The 17,416-nt window shown below is 40.4% G+C and carries 16 protein-coding genes and 1 other annotated feature; of the genes, 2 read left to right on the forward strand and 14 right to left on the reverse strand.

Going from position 1 to position 17,416, the window contains the following annotated elements; genetic code table 11:
• Nucleotides 1-26: 26 nt before the first annotated feature.
• The 6 genes from GNT69_RS09125 to GNT69_RS09150 all read right to left on the reverse strand — a co-directional run bounded on the left by GNT69_RS09125 (nucleotide 27) and on the right by GNT69_RS09150 (nucleotide 7,268).
• Entirely contained in the window at nucleotides 27-620 is a 594-nt protein-coding gene (locus GNT69_RS09125; RefSeq protein WP_203554634.1) for a phage holin family protein, read from the reverse strand.
• A gap of 231 nt (nucleotides 621-851) precedes the next feature.
• Nucleotides 852-2,171 carry a PilX N-terminal domain-containing pilus assembly protein gene (locus GNT69_RS09130; RefSeq protein WP_203554635.1) on the reverse strand — a complete coding sequence of 440 codons (1,320 nt, stop codon included), beginning with the start codon at nucleotides 2,169-2,171 and terminating at the stop codon, nucleotides 852-854.
• A 9-nt stretch (nucleotides 2,172-2,180) separates the two neighbouring features.
• On the reverse strand, nucleotides 2,181-2,576 hold the full coding sequence (locus GNT69_RS09135) for a prepilin-type N-terminal cleavage/methylation domain-containing protein (RefSeq protein ID WP_203554636.1): 396 nt from the start codon (nucleotides 2,574-2,576) through the stop codon (nucleotides 2,181-2,183).
• A gap of 9 nt (nucleotides 2,577-2,585) precedes the next feature.
• Nucleotides 2,586-3,014 carry a type IV pilus modification PilV family protein gene (locus GNT69_RS09140; protein ID WP_203554637.1) on the reverse strand — a complete coding sequence of 143 codons (429 nt, stop codon included), beginning with the start codon at nucleotides 3,012-3,014 and terminating at the stop codon, nucleotides 2,586-2,588.
• 205 nt (nucleotides 3,015-3,219) lie between these two features.
• Entirely contained in the window at nucleotides 3,220-4,548 is a 1,329-nt protein-coding gene (locus GNT69_RS09145; RefSeq protein ID WP_203554638.1) for a bifunctional folylpolyglutamate synthase/dihydrofolate synthase, read from the reverse strand.
• 80 nt (nucleotides 4,549-4,628) lie between these two features.
• A complete protein-coding gene (locus tag GNT69_RS09150; RefSeq protein ID WP_203554639.1) occupies nucleotides 4,629-7,268 on the reverse strand; it encodes a valine--tRNA ligase in 2,640 nt (879 codons plus the stop codon).
• A 54-nt stretch (nucleotides 7,269-7,322) separates the two neighbouring features.
• Nucleotides 7,323-7,555 (reverse strand) — a binding site (T-box leader).
• 227 nt (nucleotides 7,556-7,782) lie between these two features.
• Here GNT69_RS09150 and GNT69_RS09155 point away from each other — a divergent pair.
• On the forward strand, nucleotides 7,783-7,974 hold the full coding sequence (locus tag GNT69_RS09155) for a hypothetical protein (RefSeq protein ID WP_203554640.1): 192 nt from the start codon (nucleotides 7,783-7,785) through the stop codon (nucleotides 7,972-7,974).
• Between the two features lie 14 nt (nucleotides 7,975-7,988).
• On the opposite strand, the gene ysxE is transcribed toward GNT69_RS09155, so the two are convergent.
• The 8 genes from ysxE to hemA all read right to left on the reverse strand — a co-directional run bounded on the left by ysxE (nucleotide 7,989) and on the right by hemA (nucleotide 16,647).
• Nucleotides 7,989-9,038 carry a spore coat protein YsxE gene (gene ysxE, locus GNT69_RS09160; protein ID WP_203554904.1) on the reverse strand — a complete coding sequence of 350 codons (1,050 nt, stop codon included), beginning with the start codon at nucleotides 9,036-9,038 and terminating at the stop codon, nucleotides 7,989-7,991.
• A gap of 75 nt (nucleotides 9,039-9,113) precedes the next feature.
• Nucleotides 9,114-10,310, reverse strand: a complete 1,197-nt coding sequence (gene spoVID, locus GNT69_RS09165; protein ID WP_203554641.1) for a stage VI sporulation protein D — start codon at nucleotides 10,308-10,310, stop codon at nucleotides 9,114-9,116.
• Between the two features lie 119 nt (nucleotides 10,311-10,429).
• Entirely contained in the window at nucleotides 10,430-11,719 is a 1,290-nt protein-coding gene (hemL, locus tag GNT69_RS09170; RefSeq protein ID WP_203554642.1) for a glutamate-1-semialdehyde 2,1-aminomutase, read from the reverse strand.
• A 23-nt stretch (nucleotides 11,720-11,742) separates the two neighbouring features.
• Nucleotides 11,743-12,723 (reverse strand): porphobilinogen synthase, encoded by a 981-nt coding sequence (hemB, locus tag GNT69_RS09175; protein WP_203554643.1) that lies wholly within the window; start codon nucleotides 12,721-12,723, stop codon nucleotides 11,743-11,745.
• Between the two features lie 2 nt (nucleotides 12,724-12,725).
• Nucleotides 12,726-13,505 (reverse strand): uroporphyrinogen-III synthase, encoded by a 780-nt coding sequence (locus GNT69_RS09180; RefSeq protein ID WP_203554644.1) that lies wholly within the window; start codon nucleotides 13,503-13,505, stop codon nucleotides 12,726-12,728.
• A complete protein-coding gene (gene hemC / locus GNT69_RS09185; RefSeq protein ID WP_203554645.1) occupies nucleotides 13,502-14,437 on the reverse strand; it encodes a hydroxymethylbilane synthase in 936 nt (311 codons plus the stop codon). The genes GNT69_RS09180 and hemC overlap by 4 nt, the downstream gene beginning before the upstream one ends.
• 14 nt (nucleotides 14,438-14,451) lie before the next feature.
• Nucleotides 14,452-15,285 carry a cytochrome c biogenesis protein gene (gene ccsA, locus GNT69_RS09190; RefSeq protein ID WP_203554646.1) on the reverse strand — a complete coding sequence of 278 codons (834 nt, stop codon included), beginning with the start codon at nucleotides 15,283-15,285 and terminating at the stop codon, nucleotides 14,452-14,454.
• A gap of 15 nt (nucleotides 15,286-15,300) precedes the next feature.
• A complete protein-coding gene (gene hemA / locus GNT69_RS09195) occupies nucleotides 15,301-16,647 on the reverse strand; it encodes a glutamyl-tRNA reductase (RefSeq protein WP_203554647.1) in 1,347 nt (448 codons plus the stop codon).
• Between the two features lie 258 nt (nucleotides 16,648-16,905).
• Here hemA and GNT69_RS09200 point away from each other — a divergent pair, with 258 nt between their 5' ends.
• Entirely contained in the window at nucleotides 16,906-17,397 is a 492-nt protein-coding gene (locus GNT69_RS09200) for a LiaI-LiaF-like domain-containing protein (RefSeq protein WP_203554648.1), read from the forward strand.
• Nucleotides 17,398-17,416 lie beyond the last annotated feature (19 nt).

Raw genomic sequence — 17,416 nt, forward strand, 5'->3', positions numbered from 1 at the left:
AACAGCGTTTTAATCGTGACCAGCGGTTATTTCCTGCCAACCGGTTCCCTGTTTTCTTCAAGAATTTCTAATTCGTCCCCTTCCATGAGACGTTCCCAAAAGTCCTCATCCAGCTCAGACTCGATTGTTTCTACTTTCGGAGCTTCATCGACCGAGAACTTGTCATCAAACTTGAGCTCATGAAGTTCGTCTAATTCACCTATGGTCGGCTGTTCTTTTTCAGTTCGGAACAACGTTTGATTTTTTTCTTGCACTTCCATATCAAAAACAAGACTTTCAATCTCAGCATCTTTATTCATCTGCTCTCTTTCATTCGAAAAACCATCTTGCACAGGGCGTTTTTCTAATTCCTCTTCTTCCGTTTCTCGCTCTTCGGTTGGCTCAACATCGTTCGTACTCTTTTTTGCCATTAAATAGCTGACTAAAGAGATTAATAAAACGGCGATGACGATTGTTTGCCATGAAGCGAAAATTGGAGCAGTAAAGGCGGAGAAAAGGGAGATAAAAAGTGCCGCCACAAGAATTCGTATTTTCCCTTTAAAAGTAAAGCCGAGTGGTAAAAAATAAATAATTGGTACTAGTATGAGTAAAGCAACGGCGGAGAACAATAATTTTTCCACTCTAAGCCCCCTCCTGACATAAAATTCTATCTTTCTTCCTATTTTGACAAAATTCTCCTTTGTCTTATTGTACCGAAATGGCAATCACTTTTGAACTAGATTAAGCAAATAAAATAGGGAAATTATCCTACTATTTACATTTCCACAATGTTTTTTTCTATTGATTTTCCCCATAAAAAAGAGGGTCTTCGCAAAAAATAAACTTTTTACCTAAACGAAGATCCTCATTTTTTACCAATCTGAAACTTCTCTAATTGGTCCAACTGTCATAAGCTCTAGGTTTGTCGGGTCAAAGACGCCATCATCGATGAAAAACGGTGAATGCTCATAATCAATATTTGCTGCCTTGAATACAATCTGATGGTCATTCCCAGTCGTTTTAAAGGTTCTGCCAATGATTGTTCCAGTGATACTATACTTCGCAAAGATTTCAGCATTTGGAGCAAAAATCAATTTTGCAACATTGCTATCACTGCTAAAATCAATGCCCCCTTCAAGGTTGATCACATGACCTTGAATCCCCCTACTATTACCCAAAATTAAGTTGGCATTTTTCGCGAAAATCGAACCGTAAATCATTCCATTGTTTAACTCATTCCCATGCCCTTCTAAATACAGATACAGCTGATTGATATCGCCACCAACATTGATGACCGTACCACTTGCCATTTGAATATTTTTAGCGTAAATCGCTAATTTTCCTGAACCGACGATATTTATTTTCCCATTCGTTCCAAGCTCAAGAGTGTCGACTAAAATGCTGCGATTGCGATTACCGACATCAATCGTTAACGTCTGATCTTGCGAGACAATGATGCGATTAAAGGCTTTGTCTTCTTCCAATAACAGGGTGTCGGCAGTCCAATTCTCGGCACTTAATGGAATTGTAAACACCGGGAAGTTTGGAATGTCCGCACCAAGATTCGCATTTTCAATCAACTTCTCAGTGGGTGGTCGATGGTTACCTGTCGCCTTAATTGGACCGTTAGCAACGATATTTCCATCTAATTGAATCTGTGTATTTGAGAGCTGCATTTCGAGCTCACTTACGGTAAACAATACTGTATCAGGTGGCAGCTTAATGCTGCTTCTTGGCTTCCAGTTAATCGTCAATGATGCTTGTACCGTTCTCGACTTATTGTCTATTTTCCCTGTAGAAGTGATTGTGTATCCTTTACTAAAAGGAGTAATTGTATTTGCCGTATCGCTAATTTCAACGATTGCTTCTGGCTGGTGGCCAAATGAACGGTCAAAAAGCTCGTCATAGATCGTGATTCCGACAAATTCCTCAATTGCATCAAAAAAGCCTGCTTCTCCTGTCGTTTCATATATTAGACCTACTTTTGAAGTGATTTCATTTAACTTAGCGGTCAGCCCTGCCTCGGCAATATAATAAGTAGACTGATAGTTTCGTTCGCCTGAAGTCATTTTCACGTTTGAGGCAGCAAGACCCATAATCGTCATTCCGAGCAAAGTAAGGACGACAAGCACGAGTAATACAGCGATTAAAGCCATTCCTTGCTCATTATTGGCAAATTTATTTTTCTGCATTATCATCGCCTACTCTCTCACATAAATCGTCGTTTCCGGCATACTTCCTACTTTTAAGCGAATTTGATTGCCAGACATTTCAACTTTAAACTCGCTGATGTCTGTTCCTACGATTTGTGATCCTTTTTTCAACTCCGTTCCATCAAGCATGTATTGATCTGTGCCATTAATGATTAATATTTGCTGGATTGCATCGACTTCAACTGTATCTGCTTTGCGTATTTCCTTTATGAGCATATTCACCGCTAATCGTTCATTTGCCTGGATATGAAGTTCATCCGTTTGGCTAACATATTGCTTTTGACCAAATAAATGAAGAGAACTTGCAAGAAGGAGCACGATTGAAAGCAAAGCAAGGACAGTTAACACTTCTACTAGTGAAATTCCTCTTTCATTTTTTATCAAATTGATCACCTATCTTTGATTCCATTGTAATAATGTCTCCATTTGTGCTTCTTGCCGCGCTTTTGTATCATTATTAAATACTTTTACAACGAGTTTTCCGAGATTGGTAGAATAATGACTAACTTGAACGAGGATGTATCGTTCATCTTGTGGGGTCGTTTTTCCGTAACATTGACTGCAGTCGCTGTCTGGAAAATAGCCCTCTTTCTCTGTTAAGAGCTCAGCAAACTCAATTAATGATCCTGGTTGCGAGGATTTGTTTACATGAATTAGTTCTTCCATATGTGACTGAGCAACATAGGTTGCATCTAAAATATTTTCAGATAGACGGGTTGAACGTGACGATTGGATAAACATGGAAAGGAGGGAAACGGTAATAATTGAAAGAATAACAATTGCGGTTAAAACTTCTACTAATGTAAAGCCCTTTTTGTTCATAGGGAATCATTCCTTAAAGAGTCGTAAAAAACTATATGCTGATAATAATGAAAACGTTGAAACATCATAATTTCTTCTTTCCTTTTTTCAGTTTAACAGTATGGTTTCCGGTTTTCAATAGAATGAAATTATGAAAATATACCTAGTGAAAAACAAAAAAAGGGTGATTCCTCCTACGAATCGTCACCCTTTTCTTATGTGTCTTTTACGGTTTTATTGAAACTTTGTTCCTATTTAACATTTTATGCAAATAAGGTTTCGCAGCTGAAATAAAATAAAGCGATCCGGTGATGACAAAGACATCGTTTTCTGTTTTTCGCTCGATTTCTTCGCTAAAATAGGCAAACCAATCATCGACCGCTAGTTTATGTTTTGAGGAACTCATTTTCACTAACTCTTCCGCGGTAGCCGCACGTGGAAAATCAAATGAAACGAACGTGATTTGCTCAGCGACTTCATCGAGCTTCGCAATCATCGTCGTTAACTTTTTATCCCGTAAAGCAGCAAAAACAATATGAATCGATTTATCGGCATACCGGTTCTTTAACTCCGCACATAATCGCTCAATTCCTTCTTCATTGTGCGCACCATCGATGATCACAAATGGCTGTTCCGATAAAATTTCAAACCTTCCTGGCCAGTAAGCACATTTGAGACCACTTCTAATGGCTTCGTAGTCAATCGAGACGATTTTTTGCTCGTGTAAATAGCGGGCTGTTATGACCGCAAGCGCTGCATTTTCTGTTTGATGTTTCCCAATCATTGATAGTTCTAAATCACGCCACTCATCGTTCTCGGCAATAAGTGTGAATTTCTCACCTTTAGGCGCAGATTGATGGGCAACGATTGAAAATTCACATTGTAACCGATTGAGGGGCGCTTGCTTTTTGTTTGCTTGCTCCTCAATCACTTTTAATGCTTCTTGTTGCTGAACAGCTGTAAAAACAGGCGTGAGTGGTTTAATAATTCCTGCTTTTTCAAAGGCAATTTCTTCGTATGTGTTGCCTAGGATATTTGTATGATCGAGGCCAATATTCGTAATAATTGCAGCAATCGGTTCGATAATATTGGTCGAGTCAAATCGGCCACCTAAACCAACCTCAAATAAAACGAGGTCAACAGAACGAATTTCACCAAAATAATAAAAGGCCATCGCGGTAATGACTTCAAATTCAGTCGGTCCGCCGAGATCGGTTTCTGCCAATTCATCCGCTAACGGCTTGATTTTATTGACGAGATGGATGAGGTCATCATCGTTTAGTGGTTCACCGTTGACACTTATTCGCTCATTAAATGTTTCGATATAAGGCGATGTAAAGGTGCCAATTGTATAGCCGCCTGCTTCTAATATCGAACGAAGAAACGTAACCGTCGAACCTTTACCGTTCGTACCGCCAATATGAACGGCTTTTACTTTTAAATGTGGTGAACCGAGCTTGTTCATCATCCATTCCATTCGTTTTAACCCTGGCTTGATTCCAAGTCTTAAGCGGGCATGAATCCAGTCAAGAGCTTCATTATAAGTAGTAATCATGATTGACACCCCGTCTAGTTTAAAAAATAAAGAGGAGACGAATCCGAACGGGGACTCGTCTCCCTTATTATAACTCTTATTTAGCCTTTTAGTTCTTGAATTCGCGCTTCTACAGCCGCTCGTTTTTCAAGATAGTCTTTTTCCTTGGCACGTTCTTCAGTAATCACTTTTTCTGGCGCTTTTTTCACAAAGCCTTCATTGCTTAATTTTTTCTGAACACGCTCAACTTCTTTATTTAGCTTTTCGCGTTCTTTTTCAAGGCGGGCAATTTCCTCATCAATATTGATAAGACCTTCGAGCGGAAGAATAATCTCCAAACCAGTTACAACGGCGGTCATTGCCTTGTCAGGTGCTTCGACATCGAGACCCATTTCAAGTGTTTCTGGATTACAGAAGCGCTCGATATAGGCACGATTCTTCTCAACAACAGTAAGAATTTGTTCGTCCTTAACCTTGAGGAACATCTTAATTTTCTTGCTTAATGGCGTATTTACTTCCGCGCGAATGTTACGAACCGAGCGAATGATTTCGACAAGCAGCTTCATTTCAGCAGCTGCTGCTTCATCAGTTAATTCAGCATTTGCTTTAGGCCAGTCAGCAACCGTAATGGACTCTCCGAAATGTGGGAGGTTCTGCCAAATTTCTTCAGTAATGAATGGCATAAATGGATGCAATAATCTCATTGTGTGATCAAGTACATAAGCTAAAATCGATCTTGTCGTTTTCTTCGCTGCTTCGTCTTCCCCATATAGCGGGAGCTTTGCCATTTCAATATACCAATCACAGAAATCATCCCAAATAAAGTTATAAAGGACGCGGCCAACTTCACCAAACTCATAGCGATCCGAAAGCCTTGTTACTGTTTCAATCGTTTCATTTAGTCTAGTTAAAATCCACTTGTCAGCTACTGATTTTTCACCACTCAAATCAATTTCTTCAAACTTTAAGCCGTTCATATTCATTAACGCGAATCGTGAAGCGTTCCAAATTTTATTGGCAAAATTCCACGTTGACTCGACTTTTTCATAAGAGAAGCGTAAATCCTGGCCTGGCGAACTTCCTGTCGATAAGAAATAACGCAAGGAATCCGCACCATATTGATCAATGACATCCATCGGATCGACTCCGTTGCCAAGCGACTTGCTCATTTTGCGTCCTTCCGCATCACGAACAAGGCCATGTATCAACACGTCTTTAAATGGTCGTTCTCCAGTGAACTCAAGCCCTTGGAAAATCATCCGCGATACCCAAAAGAAGATAATATCATAACCAGTAACAAGTGCAGCCGTAGGATAATAACGGTTAAAATCAGTCGCTTCTTCATTTGGCCAGCCCATCGTTGAAAATGGCCATAAAGCCGAGCTGAACCATGTATCTAACACATCTTTATCTTGTTCCCAATTTTCGATATCTACTGGTGGCTCGTGATTAACATATACTTCGCCTGTTTGTTTATGATACCAAGCAGGAATCCGATGTCCCCACCAAAGCTGCCTTGAAATGCACCAGTCGCGAATGTTTTCCATCCAGTGTAAATATGTTTTCTCAAATCGATCAGGTACGAAATGGACTTTTTCTTCTTTTTGCTGCAATTTAATGGCTTCGTCCGCTAGCGGCTGCATTTTAACAAACCATTGGGTTGATAAATATGGCTCGACTACAGCCCCGCTTCGTTCAGAATGACCAACTGAATGCATATGCTCTTCAATTTTGAACAGCACACCTTCTGCTTGCAAGTCTTTGACAATCTGTTTGCGGCATTCGAAACGATCCATGCCATTGTATTTACCCGCTCTTTCATTCATCGTTCCATCTTCATTCATAACAAGCACGCGTTCTAAATTATGGCGATTGCCAACTTCAAAATCATTCGGGTCGTGTGCTGGGGTGATTTTCACCGCTCCTGAACCGAAATCCATGTCGACATAATCATCACCGACAATTGGAATTTCACGTCCGACAATCGGTAAAATAACCGTTTTGCCTATTAAATGTTTATAGCGGTCATCTTCTGGGTGGACAGCAACAGCCGTGTCACCGAGCATTGTTTCTGGTCGTGTAGTTGCGACTTCTATCGAACCAGTACCATCGGCAAGTGGATACTTCATATGATAGAAAGCGCCTTGTACGTCTTTGTAGATGACTTCAATATCCGATAACGCTGTTTTCGTCGAAGGATCCCAGTTAATGATATATTCCCCACGATAGATTAAACCTTTCTTATACAATTCAACAAAGACCTCACGAACCGCTGTTGATAATCCTTCGTCTAAAGTAAATCGCTCACGTGAATAATCAAGCCCAAGTCCTAGCTTTGCCCATTGCTGGCGAATATGGTCTGCATATTCTTCCTTCCACTTCCATGTTTCTTCAAGAAATTTCTCACGCCCGAGATCATAGCGGCTTTTTCCCTCTTCACGAAGCTTCGCTTCAACTTTTGCCTGTGTGGCAATTCCTGCATGATCCATTCCTGGCAACCACAGGACATCATAGCCTTGCATTCGTTTCATTCTCGTTAAAATATCTTGCAATGTCGTATCCCATGCATGGCCCAAATGCAATTTTCCAGTAACATTCGGCGGCGGAATGACAATTGTGTATGGCTGTTTTTGCTCATCATCTTTCGCTTCGAAAAACTTCCCTTTCAACCACCATTCATAACGCCCCTTTTCAATTGATGCTGGATCATATTTAGTTGGCATTGCTAAGTTCTCTTCCATGATTCTTTCCTCCTGATTAGCATTTCTATAAAACAAAAAACTCCATTCGCCTAATAAAAGGACGAATGGAGTGCGATTCGCGGTACCACCTTTTTTCCAATCAAAATTCAGATTGGCGCTCAAAGAAATAACGGATTCTCTCCGTCTTTAACTACTAAGACATCCGTCTTTTCACTAAAGAAGCTCGAGGGCGACGTTCCGATTGCCTACTTAGGAAATCTTCCAGCAAATGATTTCCCTCTCTTGAAGCAGGTTGACACCGTACTCTTCCCTGTCAGTGCAACTAATCATTCAATTCTACTGTTTATAGTACATAAAAAAGGTTAAGGACGTCAATCATCCTTGCCAACTTTTTTTAAAACTATACATCCTCAAGATGAAACGTTACATGAATCAGCATATTTAGGTACTTTTCCTACTTCCTTCTCATACACTTATAAAAAGGAATCATTGCCATCAGTGTGGCGTTTGCTGCCCGTTCATCTGTGAAATAGCCATCTAAGGGGGATTCTCGATGCGAAGAAGATATAATCCATATACTTATCCACGCTGGTTAAAAAATTTCCGCGCTGTTGTTGCTCAATTTTCCATTCCTTTTTGTGTCTTTCAAGGAATCAGGACCCTTCTATTTCCAACAAGCTTTGACATTCTCTTCCTTGCGACATTGATCTTAATCGCTGTTGCCCTCCATCTGCAAATCATATAAAAGAGCCCAAGGATTCAGTCACTTTGGGCTCCTTCTTGTTCTGATTGCTTCTTAGCCTCCGCTGCTTGCTTCTGACGCTCAATTTCCTCCAATCTAATCGCTACATACTCGGTATTTTTTAAATGCCAGTAATGCCTTTGTAGCTTCTGCACAAACTTCCTCTCATCCAATTTATTCTTTTCCATATGAAAAGTTTCTACTGTTTTCAACAGGCCTGTTGGATAGGCTAGATAACTTAAAAACAGCAGCCGTTCCTCCTCCTTCATCGGGAAATAAGTCAAATACGTGTTTACCCATTCGACGCATTCTTCAGACTGTTTTGGCCGAACCCGCAAATGTCGGGACATAAAAGGAAGTAAATCATGAAATGGGGAACCAAATCTAGCTTTTTCAAAGTTTGTAAAGTAACCATAGCCTTTTTCATCGTATAAAAAATGTTCGGTCGAAAGGTGACCATGTAAAAGCACCATTCTCGCTTTCTTTTCCTCCTTCGTCTTTTCATACCAATTTTTGAATTTTTCTTTCGCAAACCCCATCGCTTGGCGAATACTATTATAATATAAACAAAAATTGAGTTGGAAAGGAGACATATACCATTCGTTTTCACATACTTCAATAAATCCATTTAAAAATTCTTCGTCCTTTTCCCATTGCTTGATTGTTTTTTCAAAATGTTCCTCACGCTCTTCACTGCTCACTTCTAGCTCTTTAGCGGTTAGTGTATGCATCCGTGCCAATTCGCGAAACATTTGCAGTGGGCGTTCATCCCGATTCTCTTTTTCATCATTAACCAGCCATGGCATTAAATAATATAATCCGCGGTTTTCATAAATCGCATAACGGCCATCGCCTGTTGGAAAAATAGGAACAACTCGGTTAAACCCTTTCTGAAATAGAAATTGGACATGTCGAATGAAGTCCATCCCGTGATGAGGGTCAATCTTCTTAAGTGCGTACGCCCCTGATTGAGCATAAATTTTTTTTATTTTCCCATGATCCTCTATATAATAAGGGTGAATTGCATAGTTCCTCAGGACATTTAATGTTGTGTGATCATTCTCCATCACATTCACCGCACCCTCTCTTGCTAAAAAAAGATGTGAGCAGGTAAAATTACCTGCCCTCTTCTAGAAAAAAACTTATCTTTTCGCATATTCAACGGGAACATATAATACTTGGCCCTCAGTGACATCTTGATCTAAGCCAAGATGATTGTGATTGATTAATTGTTGGACAGAGACTTCATAACGATCCGCAATTTTTTGAATGTTATCATCCTGTTGGACGATACAAACGCGAAGTTTCGCCACTTCTGTCTCTTCCTTTCTCGCTAAAAACTCGGCAATCGACAGGCCTTTTTTCTTTGTCACTTTTTTCCCCTTCGCTTTCCCATCATCATGCGAAGATGAGCTTGAACTTTCCTCTTCCTCTGCCACTACCTCAAGTTGCGCCTTTTCTTTAATAACAGGACCTTCAGTTTGCACCGGCTCACTCGCTTCCTGTCTTACGAAATCGATGAGGGTAACGTCCTCTCTCGGTTTTGTTTCTTCTAAGGTTGAGATAGGCGAAACATCAATGATCTCCGATTCCGTCGGTTGTTCTTCATCCGGGGAAGGCACTTGACGTGAAAGAGCAGGTTCAGCTTCCGTTTCTCCAGCTGGTTGCGGATCTTTCTTTGCTTCGGCCCGGAATGGCTCATATAGGTTAGGAGTTTCGAAGGACTCGTCATCAGCAACTTCTGTTTCCTCCGTCATTGTTTCATCTGAAGCTAAGCTAAATTCTTCTGACACTGACTGACGAAAAGCTGACTCTGCTTCAGCCTCCTCTAACTGACTATGAAGCGAATGATCATTCACGCCATCCTCACGCTCTTCGACTACAACTTCTTCTGCACCGTTATGTTGTTGATCCCCATACAAACCTGTAATCGCCAATTCAGCTGATAGCTTTAAGCTATTTTTCGTTGGAAGATCATAGTCGAAAGATTCAACCGTGATGTCAATATCATAAATGCTTTCAATACGATTTTGCGGAATCGTGATATCGACTGGAAAACGGTGAAGAAATTCAAATACCCCCTCCTCTCGTACCAGAACCGTTTGAACTTCACGTATTGTTGCTTGCTGCTCTGCCTGTTCAGCCATTTCCTGTTCCTCGCATTTATATTCGCCGTTCAGTTCGAGCGAACCTTTAATCGTCACATATTGATCATTTTCTTGGATGGTAATATTCGGGTCTAAAGAAATAGAGATAAGCTCTGCGACTTCCTGTCCTCTTTGGAACCAGATCGATTCCTCAAGAGAAAAGCGCAAGCATGATTGATTTCCCGTAGACAAAGCGACTCCTCCTTTCAATTCACAAGCATAAAATCACTAAGTCATTTACACTGTATGACTTAAATAGCTTGAATATGATAAAAACCCATCCTTCATGGAAGGATGGGTTTTTTACGGACTTAATCTTTAAGCTTTGAAAAAGCCTTTTCGGCCGCAACAATTGTCTTTTGAATGTCTTCTTCACTATGTTCTGTTGATAGGAATAAACCTTCAAATTGAGAAGGTGGTAAGAACACTCCCTCATTGGCCATTTCGCGATAATACTTGGCGAAATAATCAAGATTAGACGTTTTCGCTATTTCATAGTTAATGACCTTTTCATTTGTAAAAAAGAAGCCAATCATTGAGCCTGCACGATTAATGCAGATTGGGATGTCATACTTTTCCGCAGCAGCTGTTAAACCTGCTTCTAAAAGGTCTGCCTTTTGCTGAAAATTTTGATACGTCTCCGGTGTAAGTTGACTTAATGTTTCATAACCAGCTGTCATTGCCATCGGATTGCCTGAAAGTGTTCCCGCTTGATAAATCGGACCACTTGGGGCAATTTGTTCCATAATCTCTCGTTTGCCACCGTAAGCACCGACAGGGAGACCACCCCCAATGACTTTTCCAAGACAGGTTAAGTCAGGCGTGACATTATAATAACCTTGGGCACAGTTATAACCAACACGAAACCCAGTCATTACTTCGTCAAAAATCAATAACGCACCGTATTGTGTCGTTACATCACGTAAGCCTTCTAGAAAACCTGGGATAGGCGGAACGACCCCCATATTTCCGGCAACCGGTTCAACGATGACACCCGCTATATCGTCTCCAAACTGTTCAAACGCATATTGAACGCTTGCAAGATCATTGTAAGGGACTGTAATCGTATTTCGGGCAATGCTTTCCGGAACGCCTGGGCTATCAGGCAGTCCAAGAGTGGCAACACCTGAGCCCGCCTTAATTAATAGCGAATCTCCGTGACCATGGTAACAGCCTTCAAATTTCAAAATTTTATCCCGATTCGTATAGCCTCTTGCCAATCTTAAGGCGCTCATCGTTGCTTCCGTTCCAGACGAGACCATCCGAACGACTTCAATTGATGGCACCCGTTCAATCACAAGTTCAGCCATTTTATTTTCTAATTCAGTAGGAGCTCCAAAGCTTGTCCCCCACTCAACGCTCTTTTTAAGTGATTCAACCACTTGTTCGTTCGCATGTCCTAAAATAAGTGGTCCCCAGGACAAAACATAATCAATATATTCATTGCCATCAATATCGTAAATTTTCGAACCTTCGCCTCTCTCCATGAAAATCGGATCCATATCGACCGATTTAAATGCACGAACTGGACTATTGACACCACCAGGCATCAATGGTTTTGCTTTTTCAAAGGCGGCAACTGATTTTGTATAAGATCGCATGAACTATCCCTCACTATCCCGTTTTATTGTTCTTTTAACCAACGAGCAGCATCTTTTGCATGGTAAGTAATGATTAAATCCGCTCCTGCTCGCTTCATGCCTGTCAGCATTTCCATGACAATTCTCTCTTCATCAATCCAATCATTTTGAGCGGCTGCCTTCACCATCGAGTATTCACCACTAACGTTATAAATAACAACTGGCAAATTAAAATTGTTTTTGACGTCACGAACAATATCAAGATACGGCATACCCGGTTTGACGATTAGGAAATCCGCTCCTTCGTCCACATCAGACTCTGCTTCACGCATCGCTTCAAGACGATTCGCTGGATCCATTTGATACGTTTTCCGGTCACCAAATTGCGGAGTGCTATCCGCTGCATCTCGAAAAGGACCATAAAAAGCCGATGCGTATTTTACTGCGTATGACATGATTGGAATATTTTCAAAACCGGCTTCATCAAGTCCTGCACGAATCGCGGCAACAAAGCCATCCATCATATTAGACGGAGCAATGATATCTGCCCCTGCTTCCGCTTGACTTACAGCCGTTTTTACTAATAGTTCTAGTGAAGCATCGTTCACCACATCACTATTTTCAATTAATCCACAATGACCATGGTCGGTGTACTCACATAGACATGTATCGGCAATAATGACTACATCTGGATAATTTTCTTTAATGAAGCGTGTTGCTACTTGAACGATTCCATAATCATGATAAGCTTGTGTCCCACATTCGTCCTTCTCATCAGGTACTCCAAATAAGAGCACAGATTTTATTCCGAGTTGAACTAATTCATCCATTTCTGCTTTTAATTGGTCGATTGATAGACGAAAGACACCAGGCATTGAGCGTACTTCTTCCCGCTTCTTTTCTCCCTCTAAAATAAACAACGGATAAATTAAATCTTCAAGACGCAGGAAGTTTTCCCTTACAAGCGCCCTCATTGACGCGCTACGACGCAGGCGACGATGGCGAGAAAATGGTAAATGATTCATTTTCAGTCCTCCCTCTTAATTAAATAGTTGACAACCGAATTCATCATTTCTTCAACGGTATATGTGTTTGGACAAACATGTACGGTTAAACCGTATTCCTCTGCTTTCTTTTTAGCAACCGGACCAATGCAGGCGACAACACAACTAGAAATTTTCGCCTCGAAATGATGCTTCTTTACGATTTCCATAAAATGATCAATTGTCGACGGACTTGTAAAGGCTAAAACATCGACTTGTTCATCATTCAACAATCTTTCTAGTTTCTCTTTACTTTCTTCAGGAAAATAAGTTTCATAAATAACCTGTTCTTTCACAAACGCCCCCCGTTTTTTTAACGAAGTGGCGATATAAGCTCGGGCTAAGTTTCCTTTCGGGATAAAAACCCGCATTCCCGCTGATACATAAGGTAGAAATTCGTGTACAAACCCTTCAGCGACATATTCATTTGGCATAAAGTCCGTTTTGATATTTCTTTCTAACAGTGTTTGCCGTGTTTTCTCTCCGATGGCAGCCACCTTTGGAAAACGATACCCCACACTTTGATATAAATCAAAAAAGGTTTCAACTGTGACATTGCTAGTAAAGACGATCCAATCATATGTATGTATTTCATTCAAGGTCGTTGCTAACTGTTCGGATACAGCAGTAGGCCGAAAAGCAATGAGAGGGATTTCAACTGGAATCCCTCCTAGCCTTTTTACCAATTCCGAAAAAGGTTGCGCATGCTTTTCCCCTCTAGGAATCATCACCCGTTTATTTTGCAGCGGAGGAGCTGATGTCATTCGTTATCTAACTCCTGCTTCACCTTGTCAATCAATTCTTTTGCACCTTGGCTACTTAGTAAATCAGCCGCTCGTTCACCCACTTCATGCGGATTGGTTCCTGTAACCATTTCTTTATAAATGACTTGCCCATCAGGAGAGCCAACAAGAACCGTAAGCGTAATTTCAGCATTTTCGTTTAAATCCGCATAACCCGCTATTGGAACTTGGCAGCCTCCCTCCATTTTTGCTAAAAATGCCCGTTCTGCATTAACGGCAGCAGCTGTCGTTTTTGAAGTGAATTTTTCAAGCCACTCAAGTAACTCGTTATCATCTTCCCGACATTCAATCGCTAATGCCCCCTGTCCAACTGCTGGAACACATATATCTGGGTCTATGAACTCCGTAACCGTTTCCTCGGCCCAGCCCATCCGCTTTAATCCAGCAGCCGCAAGAATAATCCCATCATATTCGCCAGCATGCAGCTTGGACATCCGCGTATCGATGTTCCCTCTAATCCATTTAATTTCTAAATCAGGCCGTTTCGCAAGAATTTGCGCACTACGTCGTAGGCTACTCGTCCCAATCACCGACCCACTTGGCAACTCATTTAAAGGCGTATTTCCCTTAGAGATTAACACATCGCGATGATCTTCCCGCTCGGGAATCGAGCCAATCACTAGCCCTTCTGGGAGGACAGCAGGCATATCCTTCATGCTATGAACGGCAATATCAATCTGCTTATCATACATCGCTTGCTCAATTTCCTTAACAAACAGCCCTTTGCCACCAACTTTTGAAAGAGTGACATCGAGAATTTTATCCCCTTTTGTCACGATTTCTTCTACACGGAAATCAAAAGGTGCTCCTAGGCTCTTTAATTGATTGATTACCCAGTTCGTTTGGGTTAATGCTAATTTGCTACGTCTTGATCCTACGACAATTGTTCTCATGAAAAGCCTCCTAATTACTTATACCAAAAATGAAAAGAAGATAATTGACCAAATAAGAAAAAATTAATTAATACAACTAAAAAAGAACCTATATTCCATAGTGCGAGTGATTTCCCGGCAATTCCGCGTCCAGCCCGTAAATATAGATAAATACTAAAGACAGCAAAAACGATAAAAGAGCCGAGTACTTTTGCATCAAACCAATGAAAACTAGGAATCTTAATCCAAGCCCACTGCAAGCCTAAGATTAAACTAAGAAGGAGTAGCGGTACACCAATCATATTTAATATATAAGATGTCTTTTCTAGTTTAGATAAATCGGCAATTCTCCAAAGTAGTTTTCCCCATTTTTTCCTTTTCAGCAACTCATATTGTAAAAGATAGAGAAGCGAAAACACAAAAGATAGCGAAAAGGCACCATAGGATAGAATCGCCATCACAATATGAATGAGCAGTAGTTCAGAAATGAGTTGATCGCCAATCACATTCATATCCGATTGTGCTGGTGCAAATGTATGAATGGCCATAATGATAAAACCTAGCACATTTGCAAAAAAAACGATAAAATCAACCTTCAGCAAACGATTGATAATGAGCGAAAGCGTTACTAATATCCATGCATAAAAATACAAACCTTCAAATAAAGTCAAAACAGGAAATCGTCCTGTTTCAATCATATATAAAATTAAAAACAGCGTTTGCAAAAGCCAGACAAATGCAAGTAACCAGAAGGCAATTTGGTTTGCCTTCCGGTTACTAATTAGGAAGTCAACAAAGTATAAAAGGACACTTGCAGCGTAAACGACAATCGTCAGTTCGTGCAAGCGGGTCAGAAATACATCAGACATAGGACAGGACCTCGCTTACGTTTGATAGGAAGCCTGAGGCACCGGTACAATAGCCTTTTCTGTTTCAGACGTTTTCAATCCTTTTTGTTCAGCAACGAGCTGCTCAATATTAAAGATTTGTACGAACAGATCAAGCGCTTCGTCCGCATCCCTTCTAGAAGGAATCTCTTTCGCTTGAAGAATCGGATCTTTTAGAAGCTGGTTAATAATGCTCTTCGTATGTTTATTGAGAACTTTCTTATCACGCTCTGAAAGATGCGGAAGCTTCCGTTCAATACTATTCATCGTCTCCTGCTGAATTTCGAGCGCTTTCACACGAAGTGCAGAAATAACCGGGACAACTCCTAAAGTGTTTAACCACTGCTTAAAAAGGACTATTTCCTCTTCAATTAATAACATAATTTTGTCTGCCGCTTTTTTTCGTTCTTGAAGATTTGCCTCTACAATTCCTTCAAGATCGTCAATATCATACAAAAACGTATTTTCCAAATTTGCAATCTGTGGATCAAGGTCTCGCGGTACCGCAATATCAACCATAAATAACGGTTTGCCTTTACGGACCTTATTAACCGCATCCATCATTTCTTTTGTAATTACATAGTCTTTTGCACCAGTTGAACTAATGAGGATATCTGCTTCAGTAAGTGCGCATTGCAGCTCCTTTAACGTCTTCGCTTCACCCGAAAAACGAGTCGCCAAATCCGCAGCTTTTTGATAGGTGCGATTAATGACCGTTACTTTTTTCGCACCATTTGAGTGTAAATTTTGAATTGCAAGTTCTCCCATTTTTCCTGCTCCAAGAATGAGCACATGCTTATTTTGCAGCGAGCCAAAAATCTTTTTAGCCAATTCAACCGCCGCATAGCTAACCGAAACAGCATTTGCACCAATCTCGGTTTCAGAATGAGCACGCTTCGCTACTGTTACTGCTTGTTTGAAAAGATGATTGAACACCGTTCCTGTCGTCTTTTCTTCTTGTCCAATAAAAAAGCTCGAACGAACTTGTCCAAGAATTTGTGTTTCTCCAAGCACCATTGAATCCAACCCGCAGGCCACTTTATACAAATGTTCAACCGCTCCATCTTGTTCATAAACAAATAAAAATGGTGTAAACTCGTTTGCTACTAATCCGAACCATTCAGCTAAAAACTCTTTTATATAATATCTGCCCGTGTGTAACTGATCTACGACAGCATAAATTTCCGTTCGGTTACAGGTAGAAATGATGACATTTTCAAGTATACTTTTCTTCGTTTGAAGTGTCTCCATTGCTTGCTTTAAATTTGATTCATCAAATGTTAACCTTTCCCGAATTTCAACAGGGGCTGTTCGATAGTTAAGGCCAACTACGATTATATGCATTTTTGTAAAATCCCCCTCTATTTGTCTTCACACTAGCACTATAATAACATTAAAAAACGTAATAAACTTCACAAAATTGTGAACATCTGTCGAAGGTCATCACACACTTTATTCCTTACAATAAATGATTACAATTGCCAGGAAAGGGTTTATTCTGGTTTAATGATAAATAAGTGTATAAAAATCGACATTCTTCTTATGTAACGTACCAAAATTTCGGCAAGAATTCAAGTAAGCTAAACTGGAAGTGGGTAATCTATGAAAAACATCAACATCATCCCTGGAATCCTCTTAATCGGGTTTGGTTTCTATTATTACTCCCAGCAAGTAGGTTTCATTTTATTTGAACAATTCCATACGTGGCCCACTTTGCTTGGAATTGTCGGATTAGCGTTTTTAGTGCATGGATATTGGGGAAAGAATTATGAGTCCATTTTACCTGGTGTCATTTTTTTGGGTTTTAGCATTCATCTTCTTGTTGTTGGTCGACTTCAAATTTGGCCGGACCATTTAGGTGCATTTTTATTAATCATTTCTTTAGCATTTATGCTACGCTATCAAAAGCTTGGCGTCGGATTAGTCCATGGTATACTTTTCCTTATTCTTGCCGCTATTCTGTTATTTTATGATGAATTAACGGCACAATTCATTGGTGTAAACAATGCTACCAACCCTATATTAAATCACTGGCCAATCCTGCTTATCTTATTGGGACTTTACTTATTAGTAAAAAACAAAAATAGACACTAACTCGTAAAAGGAAGGACCT

It is taken from the genome of Bacillus sp. B15-48 (assembly GCF_016879755.1).
In the GTDB taxonomy this organism is placed as follows: domain Bacteria; phylum Bacillota; class Bacilli; order Bacillales; family Cytobacillaceae; genus Mesobacillus_B.

What these genes read in the sequence shown, in the direction of transcription:
- GNT69_RS09130 (WP_203554635.1), bottom strand. Translation starts at nt 2,171, where the DNA reads ATGCAGAAAAATAAATTTGCCAATAATGAGCAAGGAATGGCTTTAATC.
- GNT69_RS09140 (WP_203554637.1), bottom strand. Translation starts at nt 3,014, where the DNA reads ATGAACAAAAAGGGCTTTACATTAGTAGAAGTTTTAACCGCAATTGTT.
- GNT69_RS09145 (WP_203554638.1), bottom strand. Translation starts at nt 4,548, where the DNA reads ATGATTACTACTTATAATGAAGCTCTTGACTGGATTCATGCCCGCTTA.
- GNT69_RS09150 (WP_203554639.1), bottom strand. Translation starts at nt 7,268, where the DNA reads ATGGAAGAGAACTTAGCAATGCCAACTAAATATGATCCAGCATCAATT.
- GNT69_RS09155 (WP_203554640.1), top strand. Translation starts at nt 7,783, where the DNA reads ATGCGAAGAAGATATAATCCATATACTTATCCACGCTGGTTAAAAAAT.
- ysxE (WP_203554904.1), bottom strand. Translation starts at nt 9,038, where the DNA reads ATGGAGAATGATCACACAACATTAAATGTCCTGAGGAACTATGCAATT.
- hemL (WP_203554642.1), bottom strand. Translation starts at nt 11,719, where the DNA reads ATGCGATCTTATACAAAATCAGTTGCCGCCTTTGAAAAAGCAAAACCA.
- hemB (WP_203554643.1), bottom strand. Translation starts at nt 12,723, where the DNA reads ATGAATCATTTACCATTTTCTCGCCATCGTCGCCTGCGTCGTAGCGCG.
- GNT69_RS09180 (WP_203554644.1), bottom strand. Translation starts at nt 13,505, where the DNA reads ATGACATCAGCTCCTCCGCTGCAAAATAAACGGGTGATGATTCCTAGA.
- hemC (WP_203554645.1), bottom strand. Translation starts at nt 14,437, where the DNA reads ATGAGAACAATTGTCGTAGGATCAAGACGTAGCAAATTAGCATTAACC.
- ccsA (WP_203554646.1), bottom strand. Translation starts at nt 15,285, where the DNA reads ATGTCTGATGTATTTCTGACCCGCTTGCACGAACTGACGATTGTCGTT.
- hemA (WP_203554647.1), bottom strand. Translation starts at nt 16,647, where the DNA reads ATGCATATAATCGTAGTTGGCCTTAACTATCGAACAGCCCCTGTTGAA.
- GNT69_RS09200 (WP_203554648.1), top strand. Translation starts at nt 16,906, where the DNA reads ATGAAAAACATCAACATCATCCCTGGAATCCTCTTAATCGGGTTTGGT.